The sequence below is a fragment of the Pseudoalteromonas prydzensis genome (assembly GCF_011050055.1).
Taxonomy (GTDB): Bacteria; Pseudomonadota; Gammaproteobacteria; order Enterobacterales; family Alteromonadaceae; genus Pseudoalteromonas; species Pseudoalteromonas prydzensis_A.
The window spans coordinates 1-13634 of sequence record NZ_DRGM01000196.1 but is presented as its reverse complement, the minus strand read 5'-3'; the positions used below and the strand labels follow the sequence as shown (position 1 = coordinate 13634).

Sequence of the window (13634 nt, the reverse complement as noted above, 5' to 3'; positions counted from 1 at the left end):
GCTTGCCTCAAACAGTGAGTTGGTGGTGATGCAAGCCGCGGGTATGTCGCGTTTGCAAATAATTATCTCAGTAATGAAAACTGCAATATTTATGGCGCTTTGCATGATGGCACTGGGCGAGTGGGGCGCACCGGCTGCACAGCTTAAAGCGAAAGAAATGCGTAACCACGCTATTCATGGTGGTGATGTGTTTAATGCACAACAAGGCGTATGGGCCAAAGATGGTAATAACTTTATTAATATTGAAGATGTTGACCAAAACGGCGTATTGCATGGCGTAAATATGTATCACTTTGATAAATCATTGCAACTTACGCAAATCACCAAAGCGCGAGAAGCCGTAAGTCGCAAAGATGGTTGGCTACTGCGCGATGTAAATAAAGTGCAATTGGGCGAAGAGCAAATTAATACTCAGCAGCAAGATGAAGAGTTTTATGATTCACAACTGACCGCTGAAAAGCTCGGTGTGGTATCGGTCAAGCCTGAGTCACTATCATTTACAGGGTTGTGGTCATATTTAGGTTATTTAAAGCAAAATGAGCAAGACACCAGTACCTATGAGTTAGCGCTGTGGCGCAAAATAATGCAGCCAGTATCAATTGCTGTGATGTTGCTGGTAGCACTGTCGTTTATATTTGGCCCACTTCGTACAGTAACCATGGGGGCAAGGATTGTGATGGGAGTTGTTACGGGGATCGTATTTCACTTAACCAATGAAATATTTGGCCCTGTGGTAATGGTTTATCAAATTCCAGCAATTATCGGTGCCACTTTACCGAGTATTATCTTCATTGGTTTTGCTACTTACTTGCTGAATAAGCGCAATTAATAACGCACGGAGCTAGATGTATCGCTAGCTCCTAAAAAATTTAATCTAATGAGCGATAAATTCGTTTGTTTTCTTCTTTAGTCAGCGCAACAACCTCGGTTTTAGAAATATAATCTTGCAGTGCACGCTTGTTTTTAAAATCAACTAACACTACTAAATTACCCAAACCAAGTAAGGCTGACATGCTGCGAATAACGGCTTGTGGCCAGCTGATCAGCTCACCATCACGCGTTTGTACTTTTAAACGCCATGCCCGCATACCAATTGTTTGCCCGCTCTTAGTCCAAAAATAAGCAAAAAATACAATATTTACACCAACAAATAAGACACTACGAATACCATATAGCAACGGAGAGTCTTGTATAAAGGCCGCAGGATCTTCTGTTTGTGGGATAAAGCCTAGTGCAATTAAGCTCTGAATAGCCGCAAAATATAAAATGGCAGTCAACATGGATAATGAGATAACGACTAAAGAATCATAAATCAATGAAGCAAAGCGACGCCAAAAGCCCGCACGTGGAAATTCACCAGACATAAACACACTCACAAAGTTAAGTTGCGCGCTAGTTTAGCAAATAGCGAGACAAATACTAGTTGTAGCGTAGCTCGCTTTAATGAGCGAATGTTAATGGTTGCTTAATTGTTAAGCGGTTGATCAGGGTTTTGTAAAAAACGCTTGCTGCTCCTCTGATTGTTTGTATAATGCTTGCCATAGAGACAAAGACGGTTTTATAAGTTTTAGCTCTAAAGTGGTTTTTCTTTATCTTCTCATGTTAGAAGGTTAAAGAAAAATGATGCCAGCGTGATGAAATTGGTATACATGGGGGATTCAAAATCCCCTGCCGCAAGGCGTGCCGGTTCAAGTCCGGCCGCTGGTACCACTTTTAATAGCCCTGACCACATTGGTCGGGGTTTTTTTATGCCTGAAATAAAGTCGTCAGTGGTTAGTGGTTAGTTTATAGCCATATGATGTGGCAAACGATTAATACAGTATAATCTGCATTAATCGTTCGATTTTTAGTTAATTACTTCTGTATATACAGACGCTATCGCATAGTTTTAAGAATTGAATACTTTGCGTTACTGATTGGCTTATTTCTCCATCAGCTTGCTTGCCTTGACTGGTATGAGATCTTAAAAACCAATAGCCGGCTTTTTCTTTTTTGAAAAGCTTGTAGTTGATCACATCAATTTTTTCAGAATTATTGATACAACCACTTATCGTTTGATTTTGAGAGCAAGGTAGTACAAAGCTCATGCTATTGTCTTGTTCAAACTGCCAACGGCCATTAGGGCCAAAAATACCACCGCTATAAACAATGGCTGTACCGTTATTGTGAGGCTCTATAACGGCATGCTTGTTGTTATTTAACACGTTTAAATCGTTAACATAGAAGGTTTTCAAATAATCTTCTTGAGTCGCATTATAGGTAGTATCTGCTTGGGCTAGATTAGCGTAAGAGTAGCTTGATTGTTTTTTGCTGGAGTAAAAATCGTCTACAGTAGCAATGCGATTATCGTAGAGTTTTACATAGCGTACATTTCTGGTTTCAGTACCTATGGTGAATTCTAAAGTACCGCCCAAGTTGTTGAACGTAATCTCATAAGTGAACTCTTCACCAGTAAGTGCGTTTTTCACTGAGTAATGTCCTGAAGTTTCTGAATCAACCGTGATAGGTGCATTGATTATTTTAAAGGAACTTCCATCAGCTAATTGCACATTTGAATACAATGGAGATAAGCCGAATAACACATCACCCGCTGAAAATTCAGGAACTGACGCTTCTGCAACACCTCTAAATACTTTATAGGTTTTGCGATCAACAAGCTCTTTTTCAAGCTCAGGCCAATTAGCCGTATCTTGAGATGTTTGAGGGATAAAGTGATAGGTGACTTCAAAAACAGCAAAATCATCTAAGCTTGCAATGAGTTCGGCTTGTTTTAATTGAACAGAAAAACTGATTTGTTGATATGAGCCATCAGTATTTTGAAACGTTTTTGTATAGTCTTGCCCAAATATACTATTACCTTTCTCTTCAGGCTCAATAAATTGATATATACCGTCAGTTAGAATTGCATTCTCGTGAAATCCAGCCAACTGAGTGTAACCTTCGGCTTCAATCGCTACATTGGCAAAGAAAGTATATCTGACGCCTTCTTCATTACCTAGTTGGCTTAGTCTAAGTGTTTGCTCTTGGCGTTGATCGCTATAAGTATCAAAACTAAGCGCTTTTTTCTCGCCCTTAATCAGGGTAAGCCAAGTGAATTCGGTTTCACTTGTGTACTTTTTAGCTAGGATAGAATTAGCTTTCTTAGCTAAAATCTCGAGAGGTATAAACTTTGAACGCATGCAATTTGCAATGCATTCAAACTCTTGAGTATGCAGTTCAACATCATCTGGGTTATTCCAGTTAAACAGAAAGTTGTCACTCTCAATTTTTGCAAAACCTGTTTGGTCAGCTGAAAAATGAAATAGTGAGCTAGAGTCAGCTGTAGTCCACGTGCCGATTAATTCTTTATCTGCAAGTGTAATTGCTTCGCCAGGAAAGTTAACGGCATCATAGTGAACGTCAATACTTAGGTTAAACTGGTTCGACTCTTTACCATCACTAATTGATAGGTCGATTTGATGTTCAGCTATGTCAAAAAGAGTAGGCGAAGCACTGAGCGTTAGTGTATTTTCACTTAGTTCATAGCTTAGCCAATCAGGTTTGTTTATTACAGAGACAGTTACTGTGTCGTTGTCTTTATCGCTTACAGTAAGTGCATGTTCTAAACTAGATCCCGCAGCGAGTTCAAAACTGAACTCACCCACTATAGTAGGTTTGTTATTTGCTGCTTTTTGTTGTTCTTCAGAGCTACTTCCCCCACCACAGGCAGAAAGTAGTAAGGTTAAAAGACAGGCAGCTGTTGTTTTTAGTTTCATCACTAATTTTCCTTAATATTTTGTGCCATTATATCAGTTGGTTAATTTAATTGGACCAAATAAAGGAAAAGTAATGGTAGGAAAGTGTCGATTTAATCAAATTTAATACGCAGATTATAATGGAGGTTAGGTTGGACTTTAGATTTCTTGCCGATAGGTCGTCTTTCAGTACAGGGTAGCTGATTGAAGACTCTGACCGTTTAATTATGTGATAAGAAGTTAAGCAATTACTTGAATCGCGATAGCTTCGAGTTTGGTGAAGTTTGGGTAACAAACAATAGCGTGTTTTTGAGAGAATTAAGCGACGCTTGTTCGTCGCTTAATTTATATAGAACTGCTAACTATGTTCTACTTAGTCAATTAAGCTCACTTTACATTGGTAGGTGTTATCACCCACGGAAAAGCTGCCCTTACCATTCCATTGGTTATCAACTGCGAAGCTCGCGGTAAATGGTGACAGGTAGCTACCAATTGCAGGAGGCGGAAAAGACACCACAGCTTGGCCTGTTAGCGCGCCAACTTTAGTAATATCATTATAACCAGTAGCATGCATGTGCCCCGAAGCGCTAGATGTAAATTGTGGTGAATGTTGTGTGCCTTCTTGAATGTGACCATTAGCACGGCCATTTAGTGCATCTGTTTTTGGATCTACGGCAAACTGAATTTCCATTGAGCCACCACCAACAACACCAGATTGAAACTGTAATTTAACTAGGTATAAGCTTTCATCAGACATTTTCTTCTTCCTTTTATAAAGTGCTGCACACCATTGTGCTGGCATTCATTAATCGAGGGAAAGTGTAGGGTGATTGCCAAAAAATACATATTACAGCGTATTACAAACAAGGAATTTCAAACAATGATTGCAAAGTTAGATAATGCAAATGAGGCAGTGGCAAAGCAAATTTACACCATCTTTCAACGCTCCTATAAAATAGAAGCTGAATTAATCGGCACGCTTAACTTTCCGCCTTTATCGCGCACTGTTAATGATATACACAATTCGCAAACACTGTTTTATGGATTTTATGACGATACTCAGCTTGCAGGGGTTATTGAACTGGTAATTATCAATGAGCGATTAGAGATTAATAGCTTAACGGTTGACCCAGAGCATTTTAGAAAAGGCATTGCCGGTAAGTTAATCCGCTATGTGTTAAGTGAGTGCGTTACTAGCACAGCGATAACAACTGCAATAGTTGAAACCGCGGTAGTAAACGAGCCCGCGATTAAGCTGTATAAAAAGCATGGCTTTGTTGAGTTTAAAAGATGGACACCCGATCACGGTATCGAAAAGCTGGCCATGGTTCGAACTGGTATTGTTTAATTTAAGAGCCGCAGTGTAAAAAACGACGCAAATTCATGATCTTTTCAATTATTAGTTTAACTAGCAAATACTTCTCTAAAGGTAACCAACGGTTATTATTTTGTTATGCAATCACTTAAGTTTATTTTAAGTTTCACTGTTTACGCTTAACTAACCATATTTAACCATGGTTTTAAAATATAAATTTATGTTTTAGATCACTAAATACTTAGTAACGATAGGTTACTTTATAGTGGAGTATTTAATACGTACAAGGGTAGAGGCTACCTTTTCAAGCTCCCAAAACATAAGAGCTAGGTTGATGAGGACGCTACATTTTTTCGAGAGGCATTATGAATTTTAAAAACACAACAACTCATTACAATACGATCTCCATTGCTTTGCATTGGCTTATGTTCATATTGATTGTCGCTGTGTACGCAAGCATTGAACTGCGCGAATTATTCGACAAAGGGACTACAACCCGAGATGCCTTTAAAATGTGGCATTTTATGCTTGGTTTATCGGTTTTAGCCTTAGTAAGCGTTAGGCTAGTTGCTCGCATAGTAGGTGGTTCGGCTCCTGATATAAAACCAGAGCCAGCTAAGTGGCAAAATAACCTGGCTAAACTAGTGCATATTATTTTGTATGGGTTCATGTTTGCTATGCCTATTGCGGGATGGTTAATTTTGAGCACGGCAGGCAAACCAATTCCGTTTTTTGGTCTAGAGCTGCCGCCATTGGCCAGTAAAGATTTAGACTTGGCTAAAACCATCAAAGAGCTGCATGAAACCGCAGGGGAAGTTGGTTATTACTTGATTGGATTACATGCAGCCGCCGCCTTATTCCACCACTATGTTTTAACTGACAATACGCTTACACGAATGCGGTTGCCGAAAAAATAACAGCGAATAAAAATTAAAAAAGGAGGTTCAATTTGCCTTTTGCCACTTTGACGAAGTTCGGCTAAGAGTGAATACCGGACGGACAACCTAACACTCTTTTGGACAAGTTCGTGTTAAGCACAAAACCAACTGAGGCCCTATTCAGATCAGAAAATATATTGAGAAAATGCACTTTTCAAATAAATTAGATTGAATAATGACATGATGGCCAAATTATTGATTTGTTCCTTTTCGTAATATCTCAATATGTCGCTTAGGCGATATTCCAAAAAGCCGAGTATATTCACGACTAAAATGTGAAGGACTTTCATAGCCTACTTGAAATGCTGCACTTGATGCACCGGAATTATCGTTAAGCATCAGACGTTGGGCTTCGTTTAATCGTAACCATTTTTGATACTGCAAAGGACTCATCGATGTATGTTTACGAAAATGGTGATACAAGGTCGTCGTACTCATTTGTAAATGTGACGACAACTCTTCAATATTTAATGGTTCGGAATAATGCATTCGAAGCCAACCTATGGCTTTAGATATTCGATTAGCTTGATTTCCCGATGATGCAATCTGCCAAATCCGACCAGCAAGATCGCTAGTCAAAAGGCGGTAATGAATTTCTCTCACAATGAGTGGCGAAAGTGTTGTAATAGCTTCAGGCTCATCTAGTAGATCTAATAACCGAATAAACGGTGCCAATAAATCAGACGTAACGGTTCCTATGGCAGAGCTTCCATTGATAGAACTATCATGAGAAGGATTCATACCATTTTGAGCAATAATATCGGCCATGAGCTGCATATCAATTTTTAACATCAACCCTAAACAAGGATTATCCAAACTGGCTTCGATTACTTGCGAGCTAGCAGGCATATCCAATGAATTGAGTAAAAAATGTTGTGTATCATAGGTGAAGTTTTGCTCTCCAACTAACAACTGCTTAGTTCCTTGCACGACAAAAAGAACACTTGGTTCAATTGTACAAGCGCAAGGTTTCGCGACCACTTCCCGACGAAACAGAGACAAGCTTTCAATTGACGTAGAACTATCTTCATTGCCTACCGTTTTTTGCTCGATAATCCTAGCTAACTTAGCCTGCATATCACTGATATTTATATCTAACTGTTTATTTTCAGCTCTCGATTCGTGTTGAGCAATCATTCGATATTCCTCAAATTTGATTTACTTAATAATAGGTCGTTCCATACCTAGAGTCACCTGAAATTCTATCCATTCGGCGTATTAGGCAAGCATTGAGTAGGATCTTGCTAACATAAATCGGACAAAACTGTAAAACTAAATACTAGTAAAACAAACCATCGTCTTTATTTCATTATTTATGGCAAATATGAATGCCTATCACACGGGTAGTAAAGACTCATGGCGTTCAAATATTTGAACATTTTATGCAAAGTGCGCTCAGCAATACTCGCTCAATTTATCAGGAGAAAACCATGGATAAATCCATTAAAAATACCAGCATTACTTCTAAAAAAAATGAAGCCAATGAAGGACGTAGAAATATGATGAAAATGACTGGAGCAAGCGTTATTGCTTTAGGTCTGAGCACGATATTATCAACTCAAGCTTTTGCTCAATCATCATTAAAGTTAAGCGATGAATGGGACAAAAAATTTGCCAAAAGTAACAAGGTCGATCATAAAAAAGTTACATTCAAAAATCGCTATGGTATTACTCTCGTTGCCGACCTTTACCAACCCAAGGATGCCCCAGGTCAATTACCAGCGATAGTTGTTGGTGGACCTTTTGGTGCAGTGAAAGAACAATCGTCAGGTCTTTACGCTCAAACAATGGCTGAGCGTGGTTTTGTTACGCTTGCTTTTGACCCGTCTTACACTGGTGAAAGTGGTGGTGAGCCGCGTAACATTGCATCACCTGATATCAATACGGAAGACTTTAGCGCTGCGGTAGATTGTATTGGTATACAAGCAAATGTGGATCGTGAGCGTATCGGGATGATAGGTGTATGTGGTTGGGGTGGTATGGCACTAAATGCAGTCGCCGTCGATAAACGTGTCAAAGCCGTTGTCACCAGCACTATGTATGATATGACCCGCGTTATATCTAAGGGTTATAACGACAGTGTCACTCTAGAGCAACGCACACAAACACTCGAACAGCTAAGCCAACAACGCTGGCAAGATGCAAACAATGGCACGCCAGCCTATCAAGCACCTTACAACGTATTGAAAGGTGGCGAACCGCAATTTAAGGTTGATTACCATGAGTACTACATGACACCACGCGGCTATCACCCACGTGCCGTTAACTCGGGTAACGCTTGGTCGCAAACTACACCACTATCCTTTATGAACATGCCGATATTAACTTACATTAAAGAAATTTCACCACGTCCTATTCTGTTCATTCATGGTGGAAAAGCACATTCACGTTATTTTAGTGAAACGGCCTATGAAAATGCTGCTGAGCCAAAAGAGTTAATGATTATTCCCGGTGCTAGCCATATTGATTTATATGATCAAATGGATGTCATTCCGTTTGACAAGCTCACCAGCTTCTTCAAACAACATCTCGCTTAATCGATATAGTTAGCTATTTGTCGTTACATGGTTGGTATGGGCATAAGAGCGATTTTTTGCCCTATTAACTAATTAATTGAATCCGGCTTTTGAAACCACGTGTGTTGTTTAATCACATGAGGCACTTCTATAAAATAAAGGCAAAATAAACGAACTTATGAAATCAACGACGACCTATGATGGCTCATCTTCTGAGCTGACTGAGAGTACAGCTCATTGGAGTGGCGTATTTGCCATGTCTTTATGTGTATTCACACTTATCGCGTCCGAATTTATGCCTGTTAGTTTACTAACACTAATTGCAAACGACTTACAGATAACGGAAGGAATGGCAGGCCAAGGCATTGCAATCTCTGGCATCTTTGCTGTACTGACCAGCCTATTACTGCCTGCTTTTATCGGCACCATTGACCGTAAGAAATTACTATTAACACTCACTTTCTTGATGGGAATCTCTGGGGCCATTGTAGCTTTAGCACCAAATTACATAGCTTATATGTTGGGACGTGGGCTCATCGGCGTGGTCATTGGTGGATTCTGGTCAATGTCTGCGGCAATGGCCATTCGATTAGTGCCACCTGAAAAAGTACCTAAAGCTCTCGCCATTTTTAATGGTGGTAATGCGATGGCAACAGTCATTGCTGCACCATTAGGCAGTTATTTAGGGTCTATTATTGGGTGGCGTGGTGCTTTTCTAGCGATAATTCCTATTGCGCTAATCACCTTAATATGGCAATGGTTGACCTTACCTACTATGGAAACGGAGACAAACACATCGAGTTCTCGAAATATTCTCAAGATACTAAAAAACCGTACCGTAGCCCTTGGTATGGCAGGCTGTGGCGCTTTTTTTATGGGACAGTTTGCTCTATTTACTTACTTGAGACCTTTCCTTGAAACAGTGACACATACCAGCGTCTCTACATTGTCTCTGCTATTACTTGCTATTGGGTTTTCAGGGCTTATTGGCACATTCATCATCAGCTCATTTCTCAAAAAAACGTTATACGGTTTGCTGATCGGTATTCCCATTCTTATGGCTATGATTGCCATCGCCTTAATCCCATTAGGAAGTAATGTGTTCATCGTAGCAATACTACTTTCTTTATGGGGATTGTTCGCCACTGCCGCTCCCGTAGCATGGTGGACTTGGGTCGCAAAAGCGATACCAGATAATGCTGAAGCCGGAGGTGGCTTGATGGTTGCGGTTGTCCAAATGTCCATCGCGTTAGGCTCTACCGTTGGAGGGCTACTATTTGATGCTGATGGCTACCAAAGCACTTTTATTGCCAGCGCGACTGTATTGTTAATTGGTGCTTTTCTCGCATTGCAAGCATCACGCCTACAAGCACAATAAAATCTACTCGTTTATCGAAATAATAAAATTAATGGGGCCACTATTATGAATAATTTTGCTGTTAGCACCAACAAAGTAAGTACCTTAGGCATAATAGATCTTCGGCTGCGCTTAACGTTGATCAAACTGGCTAGCCTATTATTGCTGTTATGCTTAGCACTAAGTAGCAGCTATGCTGCCCAGCTAGTAACAGATCCAATCGCAGCTAAACACACCGTAACTCAATCGGAGCGTTCGTATATGTGGATTACCATTGGAAATCATCGTTTCAAAGCCAACTTAATCAACACACCGGCAGCGCGTGAATTTTCAGCCATGTTACCATTTACTCTCAACATGGATGACCTTAATAATAATGAAAAGCACGCCCAACTGCCGAAATCAATATCAACTGATGAACATCGCCCAAAACGTATTCATAATGGCGATATCATGTTGTGGGGTAATCGAACTATAGTTGTCTTCTATAAGGATTTTGATACCTCATATTCATACACTCGTATTGGCCATATCGAGGATCCCAACCAGTTACAACAGATACTTGGACAAAATAATGTAAGCGTAATGTTTTCTAAAAACTAAAGAGCGTATGGCGAATTAAGCCATGAATAAGCCCATTCAATGCGACGACTCCAAATCGAATATCAATTAAATCAGCTTTTTTGACTTAAAGTAGATTGGAAGTGTGTTGGCGCACAGTTTTCTAACTTACATTAGTTCAATCTTACTATTATTAAATTATCGAATATAAATAACTCACCACTTTTCATAATTTAGCAGTAGGCATCTGGTGAAATGTTATTTTCTACTCAATCCAATGTATGGAGAAATACATGAAAACTGATTCACAACTAAGAGATGATGTATTAAGTGAACTTCGCTGGCGTCCCAATATCGACGCTGCACATATTGGCGTAACTGCAAAGGATGGTGTCATAACCCTTACAGGTCAGGTGGCACACTTTACACAACGTTCGGCAGCGGTCAGTGCAGCTGAAAGTGTTTTGGGTGTATCGGCTATCGCCAATGAAATAGAAGTAGAAATACTTGGTCTTCACAAGCGCAACGATAGTGATATTGCTGCGGCAGCAGCAAATGCCTTGTTGTGGAGCTTTGAAGTGCCCCATGACAAAATAACGGTAATCGTAAAACAAGGTAAGGTCACGCTTGATGGCTCAGTAGATTGGCAATACCAAAAAAATGCCGCTGAGCGTAGTGTGGAAAATTTGATGGGTGTCACTGGAGTAACTAATGCTATTACAATCAAACCGTCTGTTAAGTGGGTTGATATTAAGTCTAAAATTGAAGATGCATTTAAACGTAATGCTGACATAGAACCACGTCGAATTACTGTTCGCACCAATCACGACGCCGTTACACTCTCTGGCAGTGTTGCGTCCGTAGGTGAACGTACTCAAGCCCTAAGAGCTACATGGGCAGCCCCTGGAGTGCGCAGTGTTATTAACAATCTTACTATTGTTCCCTAACAAGCCCGACATTGCTGTAGTAAAGCAACTCGTTTGATTTAACATCAGGCGAATTATTAGGAATGAGTGTCAACTGACTTATACCATTAATTAATTTTAATGAGGGGCTAGTATGCAACTTTATGATTATTATCAAACACTGGGAGTTAAATTAAGCACATCGGCAAATGAAATCAAACGTTCATATCGCAGATTGGCACGTATGTATCACCCTGATATATCTAAGTTGGCAAATTGTGAAAACGTGTATAAAGAAATTACAGAAGCCTATGCTGGTTTGAAAAATAATTACAGAAACTCAACTTTTAGGCATTGGCAAGTATCTGCTGAGCGCCTTAAGTATGAGCAACAAAACACCTTTCAAAAGCAATAATTGATTTATAAGTTCATATTCACATCATTTAAATATGAACTGTCTAAACGAAGTAACCCCCACAAAAATGCCGTTTGACCACAAGAAAGTTAAGTCACCATAAAAATTCAATCGCGCATCAGAAGCTGTGCAAAAAAAATAATTTCAAGCAACAAATTGTTTAAATTGTGTGCGCTGGCGAACGGTACTTAAGCCTTATAATGATTATTCTTAATATGTCATACATTGACGCTATTAATGGATAGTGAAGGGGCGTTTTTTGATATGGCAATACGAGCCAAAATGACTCTTTTAATAGCTAAACATTAGCATTAAAAGTTTATATAGCTCATCAATTTAATTGAAAGAAGGTCTGATTTTTCTTACGGCAATGATTTATTCGTTGTTGGGTTCTAAGTTTCATCAGGTCGATATTTAGGAGCATTAAAATGAGTGATACAAATTCAAAAAACGCAACATCAACGACTAAATCCAATAAGCCAAATGTTGATTCTCATCGTCACAGTAAGATTAAAGCAGAGGCATATGAACTTGCTAGCGCACGAGGTTTTAAAAATGGTAACCAAATGGAAGATTGGTTAGCAGCAGAAAAAACCGTCGATATACAATTATCAAGATAGTTAATGTTCGCAAAACACATTGAGTCAGTTCCGTCATCAAATCGGGACTGATACTTAACTCACATACTAAAATTTTTTGAGAAAAAAATGACAAATATTTCTATAACAAAACAACCACATAATGGGCAAAACAAAAGTATTGGCTCTTTAAGTACGCACTTTCCGAGCATAGATGACTTCTTTGATAAATTTAGTGGTAACTGGCCTTTTTTGCATCCAGCCTTTAGCAATTCTGGCTCAACCAACATGAGTCTCAACCCTAAAGTTGATATTGTCGAAGATGACAAGTCGTATAGTCTTTCTGCTGAACTTCCTGGACTAGTGTTGGATAACATTAATCTAGAAATATCAGATGGTATTTTGACTTTAAGTGGTGAGAAGAAAACGGAAAAAGAAGAAGGCAAAGATAGTAACTACCACATGATGGAGCGCAGTTATGGCTTTTTTAAAAGAAGTTTTTCACTTCCACCCAGTGTTGAAGAAGATAAAATTAAAGCTGATTTCAAGAAAGGTGTATTGCATGTGAGTATGCCTAAATCAGCTAAGGCACAACAGCAGCAGCGAAAAATTACAATAAAAGAATGAGTGCAGTCTTCTGTAGCTCTCAAGATAAAAACTAATTAAACAGTGCATTCTGAGAACGATTTTCGAAAGAATGTACTGAATTTAAACCGTGGTTAAATTTATATAATATTATCCCTTAGACAAATTTCACTTCGACAAAACTGCAAAATTTCAATGTCTGCTATAGAGAAAATATATAATTAATAGGCTTACCCCTCGCGGCCTGCTTCCTGCTATTTGGGATCGTTCACTGAACAGCTCGGCTATGACTTCTTTTGGTACAAATCTGACAGATCAAGTTAGGACTTATTCAAATAAACGTGTTCTAATAAACGAAGCTAACTATTTGAATTGGCTTGTTCTATGCCGCTTATCATTATTGCTCGAAGCTCGAAGCTCGAAGCTCGAAGCTCGAAGCTCGAAGCCTGTCTCTTATACAGAAGTTTCTATTTTCTTATATTCATGATCTAATAAACAAAAAAATTAGGTCATGAATATGGTAAGCAATGAATCTCTCGAATGGGCGCAACTTATTTTCAGTAAAGCTAAGCTTACCGATCCTCGCCGCACTAAACGCCTTGTAAAGATAGCCGCTTCTTTGGCAAGTAATGCCGGTAAGTCCTCAATGTCATCAGCAGAAATATTATCGTTACGGATAAAGCGATATGCGCCTTCAATACTTGCAGGGTCTGGACAAGATGACATTAAG

The 13634-nt window shown here is 39.3% G+C and carries 14 protein-coding genes, 1 tRNA gene and 2 pseudogenes; 12 read left to right on the top strand and 5 right to left on the bottom strand.

Translation table 11 applies throughout. From position 1 onward, the window contains the following. The coding region (gene lptG, locus ENH88_RS20265) for an LPS export ABC transporter permease LptG (RefSeq protein WP_304185100.1) at positions 1-829 on the top strand (829 nt) is incomplete at its 5' end. Between the two features lie 40 nt (positions 830-869). Here the strand turns inward: lptG and ENH88_RS20260 are convergent. After that, the gene (locus ENH88_RS20260; protein ID WP_304185099.1) at positions 870-1364 is read right to left on the bottom strand and encodes an RDD family protein; all 495 of its coding nucleotides are present in this window, start codon (positions 1362-1364) and stop codon (positions 870-872) included. A 261-nt stretch (positions 1365-1625) separates the two neighbouring features. On the opposite strand from ENH88_RS20260, the gene ENH88_RS20255 reads away from it, so the two are divergent. After that, a tRNA-Leu gene (locus tag ENH88_RS20255) sits at positions 1626-1710 on the top strand. Between the two features lie 140 nt (positions 1711-1850). Here ENH88_RS20255 and ENH88_RS20250 read toward each other — a convergent pair. Together ENH88_RS20250 and ENH88_RS20245 are read right to left on the bottom strand one after the other, a co-directional pair. Next, positions 1851-3755: a hypothetical protein gene (locus ENH88_RS20250; protein ID WP_304185097.1), complete on the bottom strand. Its 1905-nt coding sequence runs from the start codon at positions 3753-3755 to the stop codon at positions 1851-1853. A gap of 352 nt (positions 3756-4107) precedes the next feature. Next, positions 4108-4491 (bottom strand): DUF1842 domain-containing protein, encoded by a 384-nt coding sequence (locus tag ENH88_RS20245; RefSeq protein WP_304185095.1) that lies wholly within the window; start codon positions 4489-4491, stop codon positions 4108-4110. Between the two features lie 123 nt (positions 4492-4614). Here ENH88_RS20245 and ENH88_RS20240 point away from each other — a divergent pair, with 123 nt between their 5' ends. Further along, positions 4615-5082, top strand: a complete 468-nt coding sequence (locus tag ENH88_RS20240) for a GNAT family N-acetyltransferase (RefSeq protein ID WP_304185093.1) — start codon at positions 4615-4617, stop codon at positions 5080-5082. Positions 5083-5414: 332 nt separating this feature from the next. Then, positions 5415-5966: a cytochrome b gene (locus ENH88_RS20235; RefSeq protein ID WP_304185091.1), complete on the top strand. Its 552-nt coding sequence runs from the start codon at positions 5415-5417 to the stop codon at positions 5964-5966. A gap of 213 nt (positions 5967-6179) precedes the next feature. Here ENH88_RS20235 and ENH88_RS20230 read toward each other — a convergent pair whose 3' ends face one another. Beyond that, positions 6180-7124, bottom strand: coding sequence for an AraC family transcriptional regulator (locus ENH88_RS20230; protein WP_304185089.1), 945 nt, complete (start codon positions 7122-7124; stop codon positions 6180-6182). Positions 7125-7417: 293 nt separating this feature from the next. On the opposite strand from ENH88_RS20230, the gene ENH88_RS20225 reads away from it, so the two are divergent. From ENH88_RS20225 to ENH88_RS23240, 8 genes and pseudogenes are all read left to right on the top strand, one after another. Further along, entirely contained in the window at positions 7418-8524 is a 1107-nt protein-coding gene (locus ENH88_RS20225; RefSeq protein ID WP_304185087.1) for an alpha/beta hydrolase, read from the top strand. A 157-nt stretch (positions 8525-8681) separates the two neighbouring features. Next, complete coding sequence (locus tag ENH88_RS20220) at positions 8682-9881, top strand: MFS transporter (protein WP_304185086.1); 1200 nt, start codon at positions 8682-8684, stop codon at positions 9879-9881. Between the two features lie 45 nt (positions 9882-9926). Beyond that, on the top strand, positions 9927-10463 hold the full coding sequence (locus tag ENH88_RS20215) for a cyclophilin-like fold protein (RefSeq protein ID WP_304185084.1): 537 nt from the start codon (positions 9927-9929) through the stop codon (positions 10461-10463). A 251-nt stretch (positions 10464-10714) separates the two neighbouring features. Then, positions 10715-11368 carry a BON domain-containing protein gene (locus ENH88_RS20210; RefSeq protein ID WP_304185083.1) on the top strand — a complete coding sequence of 218 codons (654 nt, stop codon included), beginning with the start codon at positions 10715-10717 and terminating at the stop codon, positions 11366-11368. A 112-nt stretch (positions 11369-11480) separates the two neighbouring features. Then, on the top strand, positions 11481-11741 hold the full coding sequence (locus tag ENH88_RS20205) for a DnaJ domain-containing protein (RefSeq protein ID WP_304185082.1): 261 nt from the start codon (positions 11481-11483) through the stop codon (positions 11739-11741). Positions 11742-12169: 428 nt separating this feature from the next. Continuing rightward, positions 12170-12361 (top strand): DUF2934 domain-containing protein, encoded by a 192-nt coding sequence (locus tag ENH88_RS20200; protein ID WP_304185079.1) that lies wholly within the window; start codon positions 12170-12172, stop codon positions 12359-12361. An 87-nt stretch (positions 12362-12448) separates the two neighbouring features. Beyond that, positions 12449-12946: an Hsp20/alpha crystallin family protein gene (locus ENH88_RS20195; protein ID WP_304185078.1), complete on the top strand. Its 498-nt coding sequence runs from the start codon at positions 12449-12451 to the stop codon at positions 12944-12946. Positions 12947-13415: 469 nt separating this feature from the next. Continuing rightward, positions 13416-13499, top strand: a pseudogene (locus tag ENH88_RS23240) (hypothetical protein); the annotation flags it as partial. 44 nt (positions 13500-13543) lie between these two features. Here ENH88_RS23240 and ENH88_RS23235 read toward each other — a convergent pair. Then, positions 13544-13634 (bottom strand): annotated as a pseudogene (locus ENH88_RS23235) (transposase DNA-binding-containing protein); the annotation flags it as partial.

Coding starts and splice junctions, on each gene's coding strand:
- ENH88_RS20220 (WP_304185086.1), top strand. CDS start 8,682: ATGAAATCAACGACGACCTATGATGGCTCATCTTCTGAGCTGACTGAG.
- ENH88_RS20205 (WP_304185082.1), top strand. CDS start 11,481: ATGCAACTTTATGATTATTATCAAACACTGGGAGTTAAATTAAGCACA.
- ENH88_RS20210 (WP_304185083.1), top strand. CDS start 10,715: ATGAAAACTGATTCACAACTAAGAGATGATGTATTAAGTGAACTTCGC.
- ENH88_RS20200 (WP_304185079.1), top strand. CDS start 12,170: ATGAGTGATACAAATTCAAAAAACGCAACATCAACGACTAAATCCAAT.
- ENH88_RS20235 (WP_304185091.1), top strand. CDS start 5,415: ATGAATTTTAAAAACACAACAACTCATTACAATACGATCTCCATTGCT.
- ENH88_RS20260 (WP_304185099.1), bottom strand. CDS start 1,364: ATGTCTGGTGAATTTCCACGTGCGGGCTTTTGGCGTCGCTTTGCTTCA.
- ENH88_RS20195 (WP_304185078.1), top strand. CDS start 12,449: ATGACAAATATTTCTATAACAAAACAACCACATAATGGGCAAAACAAA.
- ENH88_RS20225 (WP_304185087.1), top strand. CDS start 7,418: ATGGATAAATCCATTAAAAATACCAGCATTACTTCTAAAAAAAATGAA.
- ENH88_RS20240 (WP_304185093.1), top strand. CDS start 4,615: ATGATTGCAAAGTTAGATAATGCAAATGAGGCAGTGGCAAAGCAAATT.
- ENH88_RS20250 (WP_304185097.1), bottom strand. CDS start 3,755: ATGAAACTAAAAACAACAGCTGCCTGTCTTTTAACCTTACTACTTTCT.
- ENH88_RS20215 (WP_304185084.1), top strand. CDS start 9,927: ATGAATAATTTTGCTGTTAGCACCAACAAAGTAAGTACCTTAGGCATA.
- ENH88_RS20230 (WP_304185089.1), bottom strand. CDS start 7,124: ATGATTGCTCAACACGAATCGAGAGCTGAAAATAAACAGTTAGATATA.
- ENH88_RS20245 (WP_304185095.1), bottom strand. CDS start 4,491: ATGTCTGATGAAAGCTTATACCTAGTTAAATTACAGTTTCAATCTGGT.